Source organism: Paracoccus sp. NSM (genome assembly GCF_052379855.1).
Lineage (GTDB): Bacteria > Pseudomonadota > Alphaproteobacteria > Rhodobacterales > Rhodobacteraceae > Paracoccus.
Genome location: NZ_JBQTCG010000012.1, coordinates 35430 through 53534, shown reverse-complemented (window position 1 = coordinate 53534; position 18105 = coordinate 35430). Strand labels below are relative to the sequence as shown.

The window sequence follows — 18105 nt, the reverse complement described above, 5'->3', positions numbered from 1 at the left end:
GGGCCGGCGCGGCGACATTGCGCCCCTATCGCTGCGCGGCAAGGGGCGCTAACATCGACGCATGGAATGTTGCGACAACCCTCTGACCTGCAATGGTCCCTGCCCCGATCTTCCCGCGCCCCGCAGCTTCTGGCAGCGGATCGCGGATCGCGTGGTCGCGTTTCTCTGGACCAGCCGTCCCGCGACGCCGCGTGAACGCTCGGTCGCGTTCACCATCGCGGTGATCGCGCTTGGCGCCAAGCTGGCCAAGGCCGACGGCACCGTCGCGCGGTCCGAGGTCGCGGCCTTCCGGCGCGTCTTCATCATCCCGCGCTCCGAGGAAAAGAACGCCGCCCGCGTCTTTGATCTGGCGCGGCAGGATGTGGCGGGCTTCGACGCCTGGGCGCGCAAGATGGCCGCGATGTTCGCACCCGGCGATCCCGTGCTTGAGGATGTGATCGAAGGCCTGTTCATCATCGCCGTCGCCGATGGCGCGCTGCATCAGGCCGAGATCGTCTTTCTGGACGAGGTCGCGCGCATCTTCGCCATTCCCGCGCAGCGTCTGGCCGAGATCCGCGCCCGCCACGACCCGCAGGCCGGTTGCCCCCCCTGCGAGGTTCTGGGCATCGCCATCGACACACCCCTGCCCGAGGCGCGCAAGCGTTGGCGCCAGCTCATCATCGAGGCCCATCCCGACCGCGCCATCGCGCGCGGCCTGCCGCCCGAGGCGATCCGGCTGGCCGAGGCCCGCACCCGCCGCCTGAACGAGGCGTGGGAGAATTTCCGCGCCATGCATCAGGCGCTGCCGCAGCAGACGGCCTGACCTTCAGGCAGTCGCCCCAACCGATGCCGGATGGTTGGCATCCCCGATCAGGCGGCGATGGCGGCGCGCCTCGGCCACGGCCTCTTCGAAACGCTCGATCCCCTTGGCCTCCAGCGCGGGGATCAGGCGCAGGAAGGCTTCGGCCGTGGCGATCGTGTCGCCCATCGCGGTGTGGCGATCCTCGGGCGGGATGGTGATGCCCAGCCGTTCGGTCAGCGCGTCCAGCGAATGCGTCGCCGATTGCCCCCAGACCATCGCCGACAGCAGCACCGTATCCAGCACGCGATTGTCGAAATGCGCCCCCGTCTCGGGCGCGGCCCGGCGCAGGAAGCCCATGTCGAAGGGCGCGTTATGCGCGATCAGCACCGCGCCTTCGGCGAAGTGGTGGAACGCGGTCAGCGCGGCGCTCATGTCGGGGGCGTCGGCGACCATCTCGTCGGTGATGCCGTGGATCGCGGTCGAGGCGGGCGGAATCGGCCGGCCCGGATGAACCAGCGTCTCGAACCGCTCGCCGGTCAGGCGGCCGCGCGCGATCCGCAGCCCCGCGATCTGCACGATGCGGTCATTGTCGGTCAGCCCGGTGGTTTCGGTGTCGAAGACCACGCAGGTCAGGTCGGCAAGTCTGCTGGAGGCCACGCCACGCGTCGCCAGCGCGAAATCATAGGTCACGCCCGAACCTTCGTCACGCCAGACCGCCAACCGCAAGGGCAGGACCAGCCGTGCCAAGCCCTTGTCGCTTTCGGGCCAGATGCCGGTGCCGTGACTGGCCAGGATCTCGGCCCCCGACAGGTCGGGCTGGCCCTGATCGGGCGCCTCGGCCAGCCAGCCTTCCAGCATGTCCATGCCAAGGGGCGCGCCCTGCCATTCAAGGATCAGCCCCGCCTCTCCGGCCTCGGCGGGTTGCACGCCAAGGCTGGGCGTGAGGCCCATTCCGCGCAGCCGCGCGTCGAGGTCACGCAGAAGCGCGTTGACCGGCCCCGCCTCGGCCTGAAAGCGCAGGCGCGGCAGATCGGGCATGAGCGCGATGCCGGACCCCAGCTCGTCCAGCCCGGCGACGCCGCCCGGTGCATCGCCCGCCAGAATGTCGGACAGCTGGCGGGTGGCAAGGGCCAGCCCCTGCCCCTCGTCCCGGATTGCACGGGCCAGTTCGGGCGGGATCGGCCCGTCCAGCGCGTCCAGCATCGGCACCAGCGTGGCGGCATGGCGGCGCAGCGTCTCCAGCGTGCCGCGCGGCGCGGGGCGCTCGGCCGGGCGGTCGCGCAGGATCAGCAATGTGCCGTCATCGACCCGGCGCATCCGGCCCGACAGGCGAGACCCCTCGGCGGTCAGGCAGATGAGGTCGGTCGCCGCCGCGCCCGAACCCAGCCGCGCCTCGGCCGCATCCAGCGCGCCGCGGCGCAGATGGCGGTCCAGCGGCCGATCCAGCGCCAGCCCCGGCAAAAGCCGCGCGGCCGAGGCGTTGTAGAACAGCACCCTCCCCTGACGGTCGGTGATGACCGCGCCCGCGCCGAAATCGGCGAGGATGGATTCCAGCGCCGCCTTTTCCCGCGCCAGATCGGCGGCGTGGTCCTGGATCGCCTCGGCCAGTGCCTCGGCCGAGGCCGCCCGCGCCATTGCGGCCTCGCGTGCGGCGGGGCCCAGATCGGCCAGATAGCGCGCCTCGGCCAGATCGGGTGCCTGCCCGGTCCGCAACCCCCCTGCCAGCGTCTCGATCGGGCGGGCCATGTTGCGGTCAAAGAGATACCACAGCCCGGTGATGCCCCCCAGCATCCCGAAGCCCGCGACCAGACCCCCCTGGATCAGCCCGTCCAGCATCTGCGCCTGCGCCACGCCCTGCGCCGCCATCCGCGCATAGGCCAGCCACAGCGCCGCCGCCAGCAGCGCCATGGCCCCCGCTGCAAGCCCCGCGAACATCAACAGGACCCGCAGCCGCAGCGACAGACCGCCTAGCATGGCTTGTCGAGCAGCCGCGCCATCTCGGACCGCAGCTCGGCCAGTTCGAAGGGTTTGGCGATGAAGCCGTCGGCGCCAAGCGCCATGCCCTTGCGCCGCTCGACGACCGAGCCGCGCGCCGTCATCATCAGCACCCGCACATCGGCCAGCGCCGGATCGGCGCGGACATCCTGCACGATCTGATAGCCGGACACGTCGGGCAGCATCACGTCCAGCAGCACCAGGTCGGGATGGGTTTCGCGGATGCGTGCTACCGCGCCCGCCCCGGTCGCCATCCGCGCATGGCTGTGGCCGTCCCGCGTCAGCAGGAAGTCCAGCGCCACGGCGATGTTGTCCTCGTCTTCGATCACCAGAATATCGGCCATCACCCCCCCTGACCGCCGCAGACCGCGGCAAATGCCGGATCGTCGCCGGGCGCAGGCGCCCAGTCGCCGCGCGCAGGGCGGATCAGACCACCCGCGCAATCGAATTCCTGCGGCACGATCACGGTCTGGCCGCGACGCTCGAACAGCATGATCTGGGCGCGGCGCTGGCCATCCTCGCCCTCGGTCACGGTCGAAGGGTCGAGGGCGGCAAACCGCACGCCGACCGGCACCAGATAGGTCCAGGGCGCCCAGATCTGGGTCGCCTCGCCGACCATCAGCACATGCGTTCCGGCGGGCAGGCGATCCACCGCGCGCGGCAGCCAGGCGTAATCGTTCCAGACCGAATACAGCACCATCGCAGCGCCGATCCCGGCGGGCATCAGCCAGGGCGCGGGCTTCAGCCCGGCCTTGCGGGCGGCGTGAAGCCCCGCATAAAGCACCGCCGCCATCCCGATGCCCACGGCGATCACGCCCAGAATATCAGCCCCGATCCCGGTCATCCCAGCATTCCCTTTCCGTGTCCCACCGCCGACTGCATCGACCGGACCACCACGAAGGCGTCGCGCAGATGGCTGCGCTGAAAGTCCGGAAGATCCGCGGGCGACAGGTAATTGTCGGGCTTGCGCCCGGCCTTGATCAATTGCGCCTGGTTCTCCAGCCTGACGGTCTGGATCATGTCATAGGCTGCGACAAGATCCCGCCCCCCCGAGGCGGATACGATGCCGCGCGTTTCGGCATCCTCCAGCCGGGCGCGGGTGTTCACGGCGGCGATCCGCCCCTGCAGCGCATAGACCCGCGCCAGATCGGCGACCGGCACGACGCCGTTATGCTTCATGTCGATATGGTGGCGATGCTCGCCCGAGCGGATCGTCGCAAAGCCCCCGATCAGCCCGAGCGGCGGCCGGTGCTTGAGCGAGTTCGACACCATATGCGCGACAAAGATCGAATTGCGCGCCGCCATGTCCAGCGTGCCCGCCTGCAATTCAGACAGCAGCGTCTCGGTGCCCGCAATCGCGCGCAGGTCGAACATGACCGAGGACAGCATCTGCGCCTCGGGCGAGGGATGGGCGATCCAGTCGCTGAAATAGCCCTGCCAGACCTCCAGCGGCTGACACCAGCGCGGATTGGTCGCCATCATGTCGCCGGGGCAGAACATGTAGCCGCAGGCATCCAGACCCTCGCTGACCATGCGGGCCATGTCACGAAACCACGGATGGGCGGGATCGGCGCCCGGCGCGAGAATCAGGCAATTGTCCTGGTCGCTGACGCCGGTCTGTTCCTGCCGCCCCTGACTGCCGCAGGCCGCCCAGCACCAGGCGGCGGGCGCGGGCCCCAGCCGCGCCTCGGCCAGCGCGATCAGGCGGCGCGTCACCGCGTCGGCGATGTCGGTGATCATCCGGGTGATGATCTCGTGGCGCTGATGGGCGTTGACCAGTTGCAGCAGCAATTCGGGAATGCGGGCCGTCACGCGGGCCATCTGGCTGACCGCCTCGGCACCCGCCACCTCGCGGATCAGCGCCGCCGCCGAGATCGCCTGCACCCGCGTCAGGTCGGTCTGGCTGATCATGCCCAGAAAGCGGCCATCCTCGACCACGGGCAGGTGGCTGATGCGGCGCTCCAGCATGATGTTCAGCACGTCATAGCCAAGCGCGGTCGGCGCCAGGGTCACAGGCCCCTCGGTCATCACCTCGCGGACAGGATGGCGCATGTCGCGGCCTTCGGCGACCACGCGGTTCGACATGTCGCGGATCGTGACCAGCCCGACCAGACGCCCCCCCTCGCAGATCCCGAGGCTCGAGGCATGGGCGTCGCGCATCAGCCGGGCGGCCTCGATGATCGGTGTGTCGGGGGTGCAGGACAGGGCGCGGGCGGACATCAGCTCGCCCACCTTCAGCGTCGCCACCTCGGCGCCGCGATCGACCGCGCCACGCCCGCGGTCAAAGAACCGCGCCACCGCCCGGTGTTCCGCGATCAGGCGCCGCAATTCGGCCCGGGGCAGCAGCAGCACGGTGCAGTCTGTCTCGGCGGTGGCACTGGTCACGGCCACGCCGTCGCGCAGAAGGCCGCGTTCTCCGAAGGAATTGCGCGGCCCCAGCTGCGAGACGCTGTCGCCGTTGCGATCCGTCACCGAGACCTTGCCGTGCCGGATCAGATACAGGCCCGAAAGGGGCTCGCCATGCTGGTAGATCACGGTTCCGGCCGTGAAATCCCTGCGGCTGAAGGAACCGGCGACACGCGCCAGCTCGTCCCGAGGCAGGGCGTCATAGGGGTGAACCGTGGCGATGAAATCTGCGATATCGGGCATCGGCCGGGTCACCTGCTGACAGAGTGCGGGATGCCGCGCCCCCGAAGGGACGCGGCGATGTCGGGATCAGTGCGAGACCGCCGCACCGGCGCCGCGCGGGATACGGATCGATTCGACCAGTTCCTGCACTTCGGCCGGGGTTTCCTCGGTCATGTTCGAGACGAGGAAGGCGACGATGAAGTTGATCAGCGCGCCGATCACACCGAAGGAGGCCGGCGAGATGCCGAACAGCCAGGCGTCGGGGGTGTCGGGCAGCATGTTGGTGCCGGCGATGAAGAACCAGCCCTTGTAGACGAAGATGTAGACGATCGTCGTCGCCATGCCCGCGATCATGCCCCAGATCGCGCCGTGCTTGTTGATGCGCTTCACGAAGATGCCCATCATCAGGACCGGGAAGATCGAGCTGGCCGCCAGACCGAAGGCCAGCGCCACCGTCTGCGCCGCAAAGCCCGGCGGGTTCAGACCCAACAGCGTCGCGACCAGGATCGAGAAGGCCATCGAGATGCGGGCCACCAGAAGCTCGGTCTTTTCGCTGATGTTCGGGGCAAGCGTGCCCTTGATCAGGTCATGCGACACCGCGCCCGAGATCGCCAGCAGCAGACCCGCCGCCGTCGACAGCGCCGCAGCCAGACCGCCCGCCGCCACGATGGCGACGACCCAGCCCGGCAGGTTGGCGATTTCCGGGTTGGCCAGAACCATGATGTCGTTGTTGACGGTGGTCAGTTCGTTGCCGACCAGGCCCTGCTCGGCGATGACCGAGGCGAGGGGTTCATTGGCGGCACCGGCTTCGTTGTAGTACTGGATCATGCCGTCGCCGTTCTTGTCTTCCCAGTTCAGAAGACCCGTGACCTGCCAGTTCCGCATCCATTGCAGTTCGGGCGAGGTCGCGATCGCATCGAGCGAGACGGCCGGCTGGCTGAAGGTCTCGCCCGAGGTGGCGCCCGGCCACATGGTCGAGGTCAGGTTGAAGCGGGCCATCGAGCCGACCGCCGGAGCGACGGTGTAGAGCAGCGCGATGAAGACCAGCGCCCAGCCTGCGGATTTGCGGGCGTCGGACACTTTCGGCACGGTGAAGAAGCGGATGATGACATGCGGCAGGCCCGCGGTGCCGATCATCAGCGCCAGCGTGAACAGCACCATGTCGAGGGTCGAACGGTGGTGCCCGGTATAGCTGCGGAAGCCCAGATCGGTGACCAGCTGGTCCAGCTTGGCCAGGAAGGCCATCCCCGAAGCGTCATGCGTGCTGAACAGGCCAAGCGGCGGCAGGAAGTTGCCGGTCAGCGACAGCGAGATGAAGATCGCGGGGATCGTGTAGGCGGTGATCAGCACGATGTACTGCGCCACCTGCGTGTAGGTGATGCCCTTCATGCCGCCGAGAACCGCATACATGAAGACCAGCGCCGCGCCGATCCACAGACCGGTCGAGTTCGACACTTCCAGGTAGCGCGCGAAGGTCACGGCCACGCCGGTCATCTGGCCGATCACATAGGTGATCGAGATGATCAGCAGACAGATCACGCCGATGATGCGGGCGCTGGACGAATAGAAGCGGTCGCCGATGAATTCCGGCACGGTGAACTTGCCGAATTTCCGCAGATAGGGCGCCAGAAGCAGCGCCAGCAGAACGTAGCCGCCGGTCCAGCCCATCAGGAAGGTCGAGTTGTCATAGCCCGTGAAGGCGATCAGACCGGCCATCGAGATGAACGAGGCCGCCGACATCCAGTCGGCCGCGGTGGCCATGCCATTGGTGACGGGGCCGACGCCGCGGTTGGCGGCGTAGAACTCGGCGGTGGAGCCCGCGCGGGCCCAGATCGCGATCCCGATATAGAGCGCGAAGCTCATGCCGATCACGATGAGGTTGAGAGTGAACTGAGTCATGTGCCTTGGTCCCTCACTCGTCCACGCCGTGCTCGGCGTCGAGCTTGTTCATCCGTGCCGTGTACCAGAAGATCAGCACGATATAGATGAGGATCGATCCCTGCTGCGCGAACCAGAACCCCAGATCGGTGCCACCGATCGGGATCGAGGCCAGCAGGGGGCGAAGCAGGATCGCGAAGCCATAGGACACGACGGCCCAGATGGCGATGCAGATATAGATGATCCTGAGGTTCGCCTGCCAATAGGCATTTGAAGATGTTCTGTCACTCATGTCCTTCGGTCCCTCCCCTGTTCAGACATGTTGCTTGTCCGCTCTGGCAGTCCCGCGCGATGGGCTGGCGGTGGCCCGTCGCGCGACGGGCCGGGCGCTGGTCGCGCCCGGCCCTTTATGTCAGCCGCGATTCATGCGGTTAGCGATGAGGTCGTCGACGACCTCGGGCTCGGCCAGCGTCGAGATGTCGCCAAGCGAGCCGTAATCGTTCTCGGCGATCTTGCGCAGGATGCGGCGCATGATCTTGCCCGAGCGGGTCTTGGGCATGCCGGGCGCCCATTGGATCAGGTCCGGCTTGGCGATGGGGCCGATTTCGGTGCGGACCCATTTCTCAAGCTCGGCGCGCAGTTCCTCGGTCGGCTCGACGCCGTTCATCAGGGTGACATAGGCGTAGATGCCCTGCCCCTTGACGGCATGCGGATAGCCGACCACGGCGGCCTCGGCGACCTTTTCATGCGCGACGAGGGCGCTTTCGACCTCGGCGGTGCCCATCCGGTGACCCGAGACGTTGATCACGTCATCGACCCGGCCGGTGATCCAGTAATAGCCGTCCTCGTCGCGGCGGCAGCCGTCCCCGGTGAAGTAATAGCCCGGATATTGCTGGAAATAAGCCTCTTCGAAGCGGGCATGATCGCCCCAGAGCGTGCGCATCTGGCCGGGCCAGCTGTCGCCGATGCAGAGCACACCCTCGACCCCGTTGCCGTCCTGCACCTCGGCGGTGGACGGGTCCAGCACGACCGGCTTGACGCCGAAGAACGGCAGGGTGGCCGAGCCGGGCTTGGTTTCCACCGCGCCGGGCAAGGGCGTGATCAGGTGGCCGCCGGTCTCGGTCTGCCACCAGGTGTCCACGATCGGGCAGCGGCCCTTGCCGACATTGTCGTTGTACCAGTTCCAGGCCTCGGGGTTGATCGGCTCGCCGACCGTGCCGAGAATCCGCAGGCTGGAGAGGTCATGCGCCTCGACCGGCTCGGTCCCCTTGGCCATCAGCGAACGGATCGCGGTGGGGGCGGTGTAGAACTGCGTGACCTTGTGCTTGGCGCAGACCTCCCAGAAGCGGCCGGCATCAGGCCAGGTGGGCACGCCCTCGAACATCAGCGTGGTCGCGCCATTCGCAAGCGGGCCGTAGATGATGTAGCTGTGACCCGTGACCCAGCCCACATCGGCGGTGCACCAGAAGACATCGCCTTCCTTGTAGTCGAAGACCATCTGATGGGTCATCGCGGCATAGCAGAGATAACCGCCGGTGGTGTGGACGACGCCCTTCGGCTTGCCGGTCGAACCCGAGGTGTAGAGGATGAACAGCGGATCCTCGGCCCCCATCGGCCGCGGCGGGCAGTCGGGGCTGACATGCTTCATCTGTTCCTTGACGTCGATGTCGCGGCCCTCGACCCAGGTGGTCTGGTCGCCCGTGTGCTTGACGACGAGGCAGCGCACCTTGTCCGAGCAATGCAGCAGCGCCGCGTCGGTGTTCGACTTCAGCGCGGTGCGGCGGCCACCGCGCGGCGCGGTGTCGGCGGTGATCACGACCTTGGCGCCGCAATCGTTGATGCGGTTGGCCAGCGCGTCGGGCGAGAAGCCCGCGAAGACGATGGAATGGATCGCGCCGATCCGCGCGCAGGCCAGCATCGCATAGGCGGCCTCGGGGATCATCGGCAGATAGATCACCACGCGGTCGCCGCGCATCACGCCCTGGCTCAGCAGGACATTGGCGAAGCGGTTCACGCTTTCGGACAGCTGGGCATAGGTGATGTGCTGGGCGGGCGTCTTGGGATCATCGGGCTCGAAGATGATCGCGGTCTGGTCGGCGCGGTTGGCCAGATGGCGGTCGATGCAGTTCACGCTGGCGTTCAGCACGCCGTCCTCGAACCACTTGATGCTGACCTGACCCAGGGTGAAATCGGTGTTCTTCACCTTGGTATAGGGGGTCATCCAGTCCAGCCGCTTGCCCTCGCGGCCCCAGAACGCCTCGGGGTCGTTGATCGATTCGGCATAGAGACGGGCATAATCCGCCGGGCCGACATGGGCATCGTCGAACCCCTGCGGAATTGCGTGTTTCGACACGATTTCAGAGCTCATGACATCCCCTCCTCATAGCGCTGCCACGGGCCGGTGCGGTGCGATCCAAGATCAGCACGCCGCGCCAGCCGCTATCGAGGGATATGTTAATCACAAACAGGTCTTAAAGTTAAGCCCTTTTCTTTTAACGATTTTTTTGTAAATAAATTGACCGAAAAGCGCTGGCTTTGGTAAATTGTTCACAACCGCGCGAGGCGTCGAGCCTCGGTCAGGTCCTCCGCATGGGGCAGGTCGGGCGGCAGAAGGCCGCGCAGCTGCGGCAGCACCCCGATCGCGGCCACATGGCCCCCGCGTCGGGCGACCCTGCGCGACAATTCGGCCAGCATCTGCGCGCCGCTCTGGTCGAACAGGCTGACGCCGGACAGGTCCAGCATCAGCAGGCGCGGCTGTTCCGGGATGCGGTCCAGAACCCGCTCGATCCGGGCGACCGAGGCGAAGAAAAGCGGCCCCGACAGGCGCAGGATCATCTCGCCCTCGCGGGCCTGATCGGGCGGTTGCGGCACCGGGCTGGCATCGCCGTCCTGCGCCATGCGCGCGATGAACAGCAGCCCCGACAGCGCCGTTCCCGTGATGATCCCGGTGACCAGATCGCCCAGGATGACCGTCAGGAAGGTCAGGCCCGCCACGCCGGCCTCGGCCCGGTCGATGCGGAGAAGGGCGCGGATCGCGTGCCATTCGATCATCTTCCAGCTGACGACCATCAGCAAACCCGCCAGCCCCGCCAGCGGGATCGCCCCCATCAGCGGCCCTGCGAAGATAAGAAAGACCAGAAGCAACCCCGCATGGATCATGCCTGACAAGGGGCCGCGACTGCCCGCCTTCACATTGGTCGCGGTGCGGGCGATGGTGCCGGTCGTGCAGAAGCCGCCGAACAGCCCCGCCCCGAAATTGGCCAGCCCCTGCCCCAGCAATTCGTCATTGGGCCGCATCCGACTGCCCGACATCTGATCGGCCACCATCGCCGACAGCAGCGATTCGATGGCGCCCAGCAGCGCGAAGCCGATGGCAAAGGGCAAGGCGGCCATGACGGCATCAAGGGTGATCTGCGGCAGTTGCGGCAGCGGCAGGCCCGCGGGCAGAACGCCGAAGCGGTCGAGGATGGTCTCGGCCGGGATGAATTGCGCGGCCAGGGTCGCGGCGCCCACGCCCATCAGCAGCGACGGCAGCCGGGGCACGAAACGCTGCGCGGCCCAGATCGTGCCGACCGTCAGCACCGCCAGCGCCAGCGCGCCCGGCTGGAACTGCGCTCGCGCGGCCCAAAGGCCCGCCAGCATCTGCGGCAGCCCGCCATGCCCCGCGCCCCGGATGCCCAGCAGATCGCCCAGCTGGCTGGCCGCGATGATGACCGCGATCCCCGCCGTGAAGCCCAGAATCACCGGATAGGGCACGAAGCGGATCGCGCCGCCAAGCCTCAGCGCGCCAAGCACCGCCAGCATGATCCCCGAGAGGCAGGTCGCCAGGATCAGCCCCTCGATCCCGATGGCCGAGACGCAGGCCGAGACCAGCACGATGAAGGCGCCCGCCGGTCCTCCGATCTGGTGGCGCGTGCCACCAAGCGCGCTGACCAGAAAGCCGCCGACAATGGCGGTGACAAGCCCCCGGTCGGGCGGCACGCCGCTGGCGATGGCAATGGCCAGCGACAGGGGTAGCGCCACGATGGCAACGGTCAGCCCGGCCTGAAGGTCCTTCAGGCCGGGCGAAAGATCAAGAAATGCGGGCCGATAGCGCATCCTGTCCCCCATGCGCGACGCGTGCAGCATCGAAAGGGGCGCGCGGCTTGTCAACGCATCATGCGGCGGGCTCTATTGCGGACGGTCCATCCGTGCATAGATGCAGACCCGCCCGCGCACCTGCTGCGCCCAGCTCAGCCGGATCTGGCGCCGGGTCGAGCCGATCTCGACCTGGACATGAGGTGCGGCATCCACCCTCTGACCGGTGCCGTTGATCAGCGCGGTCTCGTTGATCACGGACTGAACCGAACGCGCCCAGCCCTGGAAGGGCAGCCCATTGATGGCCGGCAGGGTCCAGTTATTGCTGACGCTGTTCTGATTATACTGAATCATCAGGGGATTGGCCACATAGGTGTTCACCCCGTTGAAGGTGTTCGCCTCGAATTGCACGTTCCGCATCGCGCCGTAGTTCAGGTCGGCGATTGAGGTGTCCACCCGGTCGATGCGCTCGATATTGCCGAACAGCGCCTTGAAGACGTTGCCCACCACGTTCAGCCCCTGGATGAAATGGCCTGTCCCGTAGGGCTTCACGACCAGCCAGGTGAACCATGGCACCGTGTTCGAACAGAGGAACGTGTTGCCGGTCAGCGTGAGGCCGCCGAAGCTGAATTCCTGCCCGGTGAAGTTCGGCACCGCGCTGTGTTCGTTCGTCCACTCGATCGAGGCGTTGTCGATGTAATTGCCGCTGACCGTGGTCTGGACGTTGGGCTGGGTCAGGACCAGACCGGCAAAGCGCAGCCCCTCGCCCGAGCCGTCGCCCTGGAACCAGTGATTGCCGCTGATGATATGACCGCCGCCATTGGCCACCAGGAAATGCGCGAAGCGGACGAAGCGGTTGTTGCGGATCTTGATGTCATTGGCGTTGACGTTGATCGCCACGGTGGTGCGCTGCTGGGCGGGCAGGTCCATGTCGTTCGACAGGAACTGGCAATTATCCACCAGCAGATCCTGGCAGCCGCGCCCGATCGAGGTGATCCCCCGGTCCAGCGGGCGGGTGAAGTAGCAGCCCGTGAACTGGATCATCTCACCGCCCGGAGACAACAGGACGCCGCTGGAGATCCGGTCGCAGCCGAAATCGACATTGACGAAGTTCAGCCGGCTGAGTTCGCGCAGTCCCGAAAAGTCGAACAGGTAGCGGTAGCGCTCAAAGCTGTAGGTGCGCGTCGCCGCACCGCCGAACAGGGGCTGCGACAAGGTGATGGTGCGCGCCGAGACGTTCTTGGCGCGGACATAGACCTCGCGCCCGACGCCATTGCCGATGACGCGGCTGCCGATTTCGATGGCGGCGACGTTCGCCACATTGGTCAGCGTCAAGGGGTTCGTGGGGGCATAGGTCGCCACACTGGTCCAGCGCCCGGTCGTCCACGCCGGTCCCGGCTTGGCCTGGATCGAGCCGTTCTGAATCACCCGCCGGTTCGAGAACGCCTCGAGCGCGGGCGCGATATCGGCCATGATCAGCGGCTCGTCCAGATCAACACGGCGGCCGCGCAGGTCCAGCGAGATGTGGTCGGTGAAGCCCAGAAGCGCCTGCAGCGCCTTTTTCATGCCGAGCGTCTCGTCCTTGAAGGCATCGGCATAGGTCGGGAAATCAAAGCTTTGCAGAAGCGCGATGCGGGTTTCGGGCGGGGTGACGAGGCGCCCCTTGAAGCGGATCGGGCTGTTGATCGACAGATCGCCCGAGATGAGGAAATTGCCGTCGGGGACCAGGATCGAGCCGCCACCCGCCGCATTATCCGCCGCGATGAAGGCCGCGCGGTCATTGGTCACGCCGTCGCCCACCGCGCCGAAGTCGCGGACATCAACCCAATCGAGCAGCGAAGGGACGAAGGCCGAGGTGATGTCCTCGATCCGGACGCTCTCGATCCGGAAGGCGCCGCCATTGGCCCCGACAAGGTCGAGGCCGAAATGACCATAGACGGGGCGCGTGCCCCAGCTCATGTCCACGCCGCTGCGTGAACCCACGCCGACAATGGCCGAGACCTCGACCACCTCGCCATAGGATTGCAGCGCCACGGTCGGGCCCGTCAGCGTGAGGCCGGTCACGGCATTGCGCTGGCCGTCGCCCGCAAAGGCGCCGATGCGTGCGCTGGCCAGAGCGCCCGCCACCGCCTTGATCCGCGCCGAGATGCGCAGATAGACGCCGGGGATCATCGGCGTCTCGCCCATGAAACGGATGCTGGTCGTGGTCTGCTGCTTGAGCACTTCGAGACAGGCGCCGAAATCCTGGTCAGCCGGCACGATCGCGGCATTGTCCGCGGTGGCCCAGGTCGGGCTGCCGGGCGTCCCGTTGCCGCGCGACCAGGCGGCAAGGCCCGCGCGAAAGGCGGGCGGCATCAGCAAGAGCCCGTTCGTGATTGCGATGTTCATCGGCTGTCTCCCTTGTCCGGTGGCGGCGGACCTGCATCTGGCGGGCCTGCGTTCCGGTAAGGAAATAGTTGATGAAAGGTTAACGGGGGCTGAAGGGGGCGCGCGTTGCAGCGCGACCCTGCGCAACGGTGGCACCTTGGCGGGACCGGAGGAGGGGGGCTTTCCGCCCCCCATCGCGCTGGCGCGCGATTCCCCCCGAGGATATTTTCACCAAGGCAAAGGGGCGGTCAGGCCGCCAGTTCGCCCGCCAGCGCGCGCGCGATCAGGGCGCGGGTCTCCTCGATGCCGTAGAGCGCCACGAAGCCACCGAAGCGCGGGCCCTGATCGGCGCCCAGCAGCACCTGATAGAGGGCGGCGAACCAGTCGCGCAGCGGCTCGAAGCCGTGATCCTTGCCCACGGCGAAGACCATGGATTGCAGCGCCTCGGGATCGGCGGGCTGGTCCCATGCGGCGAGGCGGGCGGCGAGATCCTCGATGGCCTTGCGCTCGGTCTCGGTGGGGGCGCGGAACTGGCGCGTGGGGGCGACGAAGTCCTGGAAGTAGCGCAGCGCGAAGCCCGCCGCCTGGTCGAGGCCGGGATGGGTTTCGGGACTGGCCTCGGGGGCGTAGCGGCGGATGAAGCCCCACAGCCCGTCCTTGCCCGTATCACCCGCAACCGAGGCGAGGTTCAGAAGCATCTGGAAGGACACGACCATGTCGGATGCCGGCACATCGCCGCCATGGATGTGCCAGACCGGGTTCGCGGCCTGCTGGTCGGGCGTCTGGTCGGGATAGGCGCGCAATTGCTGGTGGTATTCGTCCACCGCCTTGGGGATCACGTCGAAATGCATCCGCTTGGCGGTCTTGGGCTTCAGATACATGAAATAGCTGAGGCTTTCAGTCGCCGCATAGGTCAGCCATTCGTCGATCGACAGGCCGTTGCCCTTGGATTTGCTGATCTTCTGGCCGTGCTGGTCGAGGAACAGCTCGTAGGTGAAATGCTCGGGCTTGCGGCCGCCGAGGATCTCGCAGATGGCGTCATAGATCGGGGTATTGGTCGAGTGGTCCTTGCCATACATCTCGAAATCGACATCCAGCGCGGCCCAACGGGCGCCGAAATCGGGCTTCCATTGCAGCTTGACGTTGCCGCCGGTGACGGGAAGCGTCAGCTCGCGCCCGTCCTCGTCGAAGGTGATCGTGCCGGCCTTGGCGTCCACATGCTTGATCGGCACATAAAGGACGCGGCCCGTGGTCGGGCTGATGGGCAGGAAGCAGGAATAGGTCTGCTGGCGTTCCTCGCGCAGGGAGGCCAGCATCACCTCCATGATCGCGTCATAGCGTTCGGCGGCGCGCAGAAGCGTTGCGTCGAACTGGCCCGACTTGTAGTAATCGGTCGCGCTGACGAATTCGTATTCAAAGCCGAACGTGTCGAGGAAGCGCCGCAGCATCGCGTTGTTGTGGTGGCCGAAGCTGTCATACTGGCCGAACGGGTCCGGCACCGAGGTCAGCGGCTTTTGCAGATGTTCGCGCAGCATGTCCTGCTGGGGCACGTTGTCGGGCACCTTGCGCATCCCGTCCATGTCGTCCGAGAAGCAGACGAGGCGCGTCGGGATGTCGCTGATGATCTCGAAGGCGCGGCGGATCATCGAGGTGCGCGCGACCTCTCCGAAGGTGCCGATATGGGGCAGGCCCGAGGGGCCGTAGCCGGTCTCGAACAGGACATGGCCCTTGGCGGGCGGGGCCTTTTCGTAGCGTTTGAGCACCCGGCGCGCCTCTTCGAACGGCCAGGCCTTCGATTGCATCGCGGCGTCGCGCAGGGTGGTCATGGGCTTTTCTCCTGTCTCAAGCCCTCGACGCCTTATTGAAAGCCTGCTTGATCGTCAATAATCTGCGCCTGAACCGCCAGGAGAAGATGATGACGACCGACCTGCCCTCTCTGTCGCCCTGTGATGCGCTGGTCGCGGTCATGGTTGCCGTCTCGGCCTCGGACAGCAGGATGCGGACATCCGAACTGGTCGCCATCCAGCGGATGGTCGATCACGCGCCGGTCTTCGCGCAATATGACGACGACCGCATCCGCGCGGTAAGCCAGACGGTGATGACGCTGTTCGAGGAAGAGGACGGGCTGGACGCGCTGTTCGGCCTGATCCGCGAGGGGCTGCCGCCGAAGCTCTACGAGACTGCCTATGCGCTGGCCTGCGATGTCGGCGCGGCGGACGGGCGGCTTTACGAGAACGAGATCGCGATGCTGGCCGAGATCCGCGATCAGCTGGAGATTTCGCGCCTGCATGCAGCCGCGATCGAATTGTCGTCGCGGGTGCGGCACCTGACCCTGTAGGCGTCAGCCCAGGTCGGCGGCAAAGGCCGACAGAAGCCCGGCCTGAAGGGCGCGCGCCTGCCGCGTCCAGGCCTGCACGCCCACGGGCTGTTCCTGGCCCACGGCGGCGGCCCGGCGGGCCGGGTCGATGCAGAGGATCGCAAAGGCGCCGCGCGTGCCCGACGGGCCCTGCACATAGCCCGCGAGGTTCGACACGAAGTTCAGCGTGCCTGTCTTGGCCGCAACCTCGAGGTCGGGGGCCTCTTGTTGCAGCGGGTTCCGGCGCAGCAGGTCGGGCAGGCCGATCTCGGCCCCCGGCCCCGCCAGGATGCGTGCCAGCGACAGCGCGCTGACGCGGCTGGCGCCAGACAGGCCCGAGTGATCGGCAAGCTGCATCCCCTGCCCCAACCCCTCATCCCCGACGGTGAGCCAGTCCAGCATCCGCGCGCCCGATTGCGCCAGATCCGCGGCGCCGCTGGCGTGAAGCCCAAGCGCCTCGGCGGTGATATTGGTGGAGTAGCGCAGCATGTCGCGGATCAGCGTCTCCAGCGGGGCGCTGTCATGCTGGGCCAGCGTGTCGCCTTGCGGCAGATGGGTGATCACCTCGGGCGCGGGCAGCGCGAGACCCCGCGCGCGGGCCAGCGTCTGGAACACGTCGCCCGCATAAAGCGCAGGCAGCCGCACCGGCAGCCAGCGGCTGCCCTGACGGCCAAGTGCTGTGCGTGAGACGGTCCAGAACTCGTGCGCGCCATCCTCGCGATAGGTGAACAGATCGCGCTGATCCGCTGGTCGGGCACTGATCGTATGGGCCTGCGGCGACAGCGCGGCGCCCCGCGCCTCGAGCCCGATCTGGTAATCGACGCCGACGCGGCTCCAGCCCAGATGAACGCGGTTGAAGTTCAGCATCATCCCCGAGATCGAGGGGTTGTAGGGCAGATGCACGGCCTGTTCCGGCGTGATCTGGGACAGCATGGGCAGCGCACCGTCCCAGACCGCGAAACGCGCGGGCATGGGGCGCCCAAGCGCGGCCAGATCGGCCGCCAGCCGCCCCAGATCGTCGGTGGACAGAGTCGGATCGCCTCCGCCCGCCAAAATCAGCATGTCGCCCGACAGGATCAGCCGGGTGCGGAAGCGATGCGCCGCGCCCAGCCGGTCCAGCGCATACATCGCGGTCAGCGCCTTGACGGTGCTGGCCGGGGCGATGGGGGTCGTGGCTTGCGCCAGATGCTGCGGCGGGGTGGGCTGGCCCGGCCGGATCAGCCCGAAACCCGCCAGACCGGGCAGACCCGCACGGGCCAGAAGCGCGCGCGGATCGGCAAGCGGGCGCCGCGGCGGGCGCGAGGTCAGATCGGCCAGGGCAATCCGGGGCGTCACGAGGGCGCCCGTCAGTCCCGTCAGCAGGGTGCGACGATCAATCCGCATGGCGGGCGTGCCTGAGGGCAGTCGAGGACAGGGGCGACAGCGGCAGGTCCAGCAGAGTCCAGGCGGGGGCGCGGCGCAGCGGCAGTTCGGCCGCCCGTGCCTCGGGCAGGCGCGCGGCCATCAGCGCGCGTGCAGCGGGGGCGTTCCGGGACGACAGGCGCGAGCCCGGGCGTGCCAGAACCGCAAAGGGCACGGCGCTGGCGATGTCGCGCCAGCGGTCCCACAGATGGAATTGCGCCAGATTGTCGGACCCCATCAGCCAGACGAAATGAACGCCCGGATAAAGGCGTCTCAGGGCCGCGATCGTGTCGGCGGTCTTGCGGACACGCAGCCTGGCCTCGATGTCGGTGACAAGGATGCGGGGATCGCGGATCAGCCGCCGCGCATCCTCCAGCCGCTCGGTCAGAGGCGCGGGGCCGTTCTTCTTCAAGGGGTTGCCGGGCGAAACCAGCCACCACACCCGATCCAGAGACAGGCGCGACAGGGCCGCGCGACTGATGCCCAGATGGCCTTCATGAGCGGGATCGAAGGACCCGCCCAACAGACCAATACGCTGGCCGGGCAGCGCGATAAGATAACCCTTTCTCATTCCGCCCGGTTAGCGCATCGGGCGGGCCAAGCCAATCGGCATCTGGCCCGC

At 67.3% G+C, this 18105-nt stretch carries 14 protein-coding genes; 2 read left to right on the top strand and 12 right to left on the bottom strand.

Annotated elements, in window-relative coordinates; genetic code table 11:
• Nucleotides 1–61: 61 nt before the first annotated feature.
• Nucleotides 62–802 (top strand): TerB family tellurite resistance protein, encoded by a 741-nt coding sequence (locus ACTZWU_RS14390; RefSeq protein WP_444738051.1) that lies wholly within the window; start codon nucleotides 62–64, stop codon nucleotides 800–802.
• Between the two features lie 3 nt (nucleotides 803–805).
• Here ACTZWU_RS14390 and ACTZWU_RS14385 read toward each other — a convergent pair whose 3' ends face one another.
• The 10 genes from ACTZWU_RS14385 to ACTZWU_RS14340 all read right to left on the bottom strand — a co-directional run bounded on the left by ACTZWU_RS14385 (nucleotide 806) and on the right by ACTZWU_RS14340 (nucleotide 15552).
• Nucleotides 806–2755 carry an exonuclease domain-containing protein gene (locus tag ACTZWU_RS14385; protein WP_444738050.1) on the bottom strand — a complete coding sequence of 650 codons (1950 nt, stop codon included), beginning with the start codon at nucleotides 2753–2755 and terminating at the stop codon, nucleotides 806–808.
• Nucleotides 2749–3120 carry a response regulator transcription factor gene (locus tag ACTZWU_RS14380; protein WP_444738049.1) on the bottom strand — a complete coding sequence of 124 codons (372 nt, stop codon included), beginning with the start codon at nucleotides 3118–3120 and terminating at the stop codon, nucleotides 2749–2751. The genes ACTZWU_RS14385 and ACTZWU_RS14380 overlap by 7 nt, the downstream gene beginning before the upstream one ends.
• The gene (locus ACTZWU_RS14375; protein ID WP_444738048.1) at nucleotides 3120–3620 is read right to left on the bottom strand and encodes a hypothetical protein; all 501 of its coding nucleotides are present in this window, start codon (nucleotides 3618–3620) and stop codon (nucleotides 3120–3122) included. Before ACTZWU_RS14375 ends, ACTZWU_RS14380 begins: the two co-directional genes overlap by 1 nt.
• Nucleotides 3617–5425, bottom strand: a complete 1809-nt coding sequence (locus ACTZWU_RS14370) for a DUF294 nucleotidyltransferase-like domain-containing protein (protein ID WP_444738047.1) — start codon at nucleotides 5423–5425, stop codon at nucleotides 3617–3619. Before ACTZWU_RS14370 ends, ACTZWU_RS14375 begins: the two co-directional genes overlap by 4 nt.
• Nucleotides 5426–5491: 66 nt before the next feature.
• Nucleotides 5492–7303 (bottom strand): sodium:solute symporter family protein, encoded by a 1812-nt coding sequence (locus tag ACTZWU_RS14365; RefSeq protein ID WP_444738046.1) that lies wholly within the window; start codon nucleotides 7301–7303, stop codon nucleotides 5492–5494.
• A gap of 13 nt (nucleotides 7304–7316) precedes the next feature.
• The gene (locus ACTZWU_RS14360) at nucleotides 7317–7574 is read right to left on the bottom strand and encodes a DUF4212 domain-containing protein (protein ID WP_444738045.1); all 258 of its coding nucleotides are present in this window, start codon (nucleotides 7572–7574) and stop codon (nucleotides 7317–7319) included.
• A 120-nt stretch (nucleotides 7575–7694) separates the two neighbouring features.
• On the bottom strand, nucleotides 7695–9650 hold the full coding sequence (gene acs / locus ACTZWU_RS14355; RefSeq protein WP_444738044.1) for an acetate--CoA ligase: 1956 nt from the start codon (nucleotides 9648–9650) through the stop codon (nucleotides 7695–7697).
• Between the two features lie 179 nt (nucleotides 9651–9829).
• Nucleotides 9830–11380 (bottom strand): SulP family inorganic anion transporter, encoded by a 1551-nt coding sequence (locus tag ACTZWU_RS14350; RefSeq protein WP_444738043.1) that lies wholly within the window; start codon nucleotides 11378–11380, stop codon nucleotides 9830–9832.
• Nucleotides 11381–11452: 72 nt separating this feature from the next.
• On the bottom strand, nucleotides 11453–13747 hold the full coding sequence (locus ACTZWU_RS14345; protein ID WP_444738042.1) for a glycosyl hydrolase family 28-related protein: 2295 nt from the start codon (nucleotides 13745–13747) through the stop codon (nucleotides 11453–11455).
• Between the two features lie 227 nt (nucleotides 13748–13974).
• A complete protein-coding gene (locus ACTZWU_RS14340; RefSeq protein WP_444738041.1) occupies nucleotides 13975–15552 on the bottom strand; it encodes a lysine--tRNA ligase in 1578 nt (525 codons plus the stop codon).
• Between the two features lie 89 nt (nucleotides 15553–15641).
• On the opposite strand from ACTZWU_RS14340, the gene ACTZWU_RS14335 reads away from it, so the two are divergent.
• Nucleotides 15642–16064 (top strand): tellurite resistance TerB family protein, encoded by a 423-nt coding sequence (locus ACTZWU_RS14335; protein WP_444738080.1) that lies wholly within the window; start codon nucleotides 15642–15644, stop codon nucleotides 16062–16064.
• 3 nt (nucleotides 16065–16067) lie between these two features.
• Here ACTZWU_RS14335 and dacB read toward each other — a convergent pair whose 3' ends face one another.
• Both dacB and ACTZWU_RS14325 read right to left on the bottom strand, forming a co-directional pair.
• The gene (gene dacB, locus ACTZWU_RS14330; protein WP_444738040.1) at nucleotides 16068–17465 is read right to left on the bottom strand and encodes a D-alanyl-D-alanine carboxypeptidase/D-alanyl-D-alanine endopeptidase; all 1398 of its coding nucleotides are present in this window, start codon (nucleotides 17463–17465) and stop codon (nucleotides 16068–16070) included.
• A complete protein-coding gene (locus tag ACTZWU_RS14325; protein WP_444738039.1) occupies nucleotides 17455–18054 on the bottom strand; it encodes a nicotinate-nucleotide adenylyltransferase in 600 nt (199 codons plus the stop codon). The genes dacB and ACTZWU_RS14325 overlap by 11 nt, the downstream gene beginning before the upstream one ends.
• Nucleotides 18055–18105: the final 51 nt, after the last annotated feature.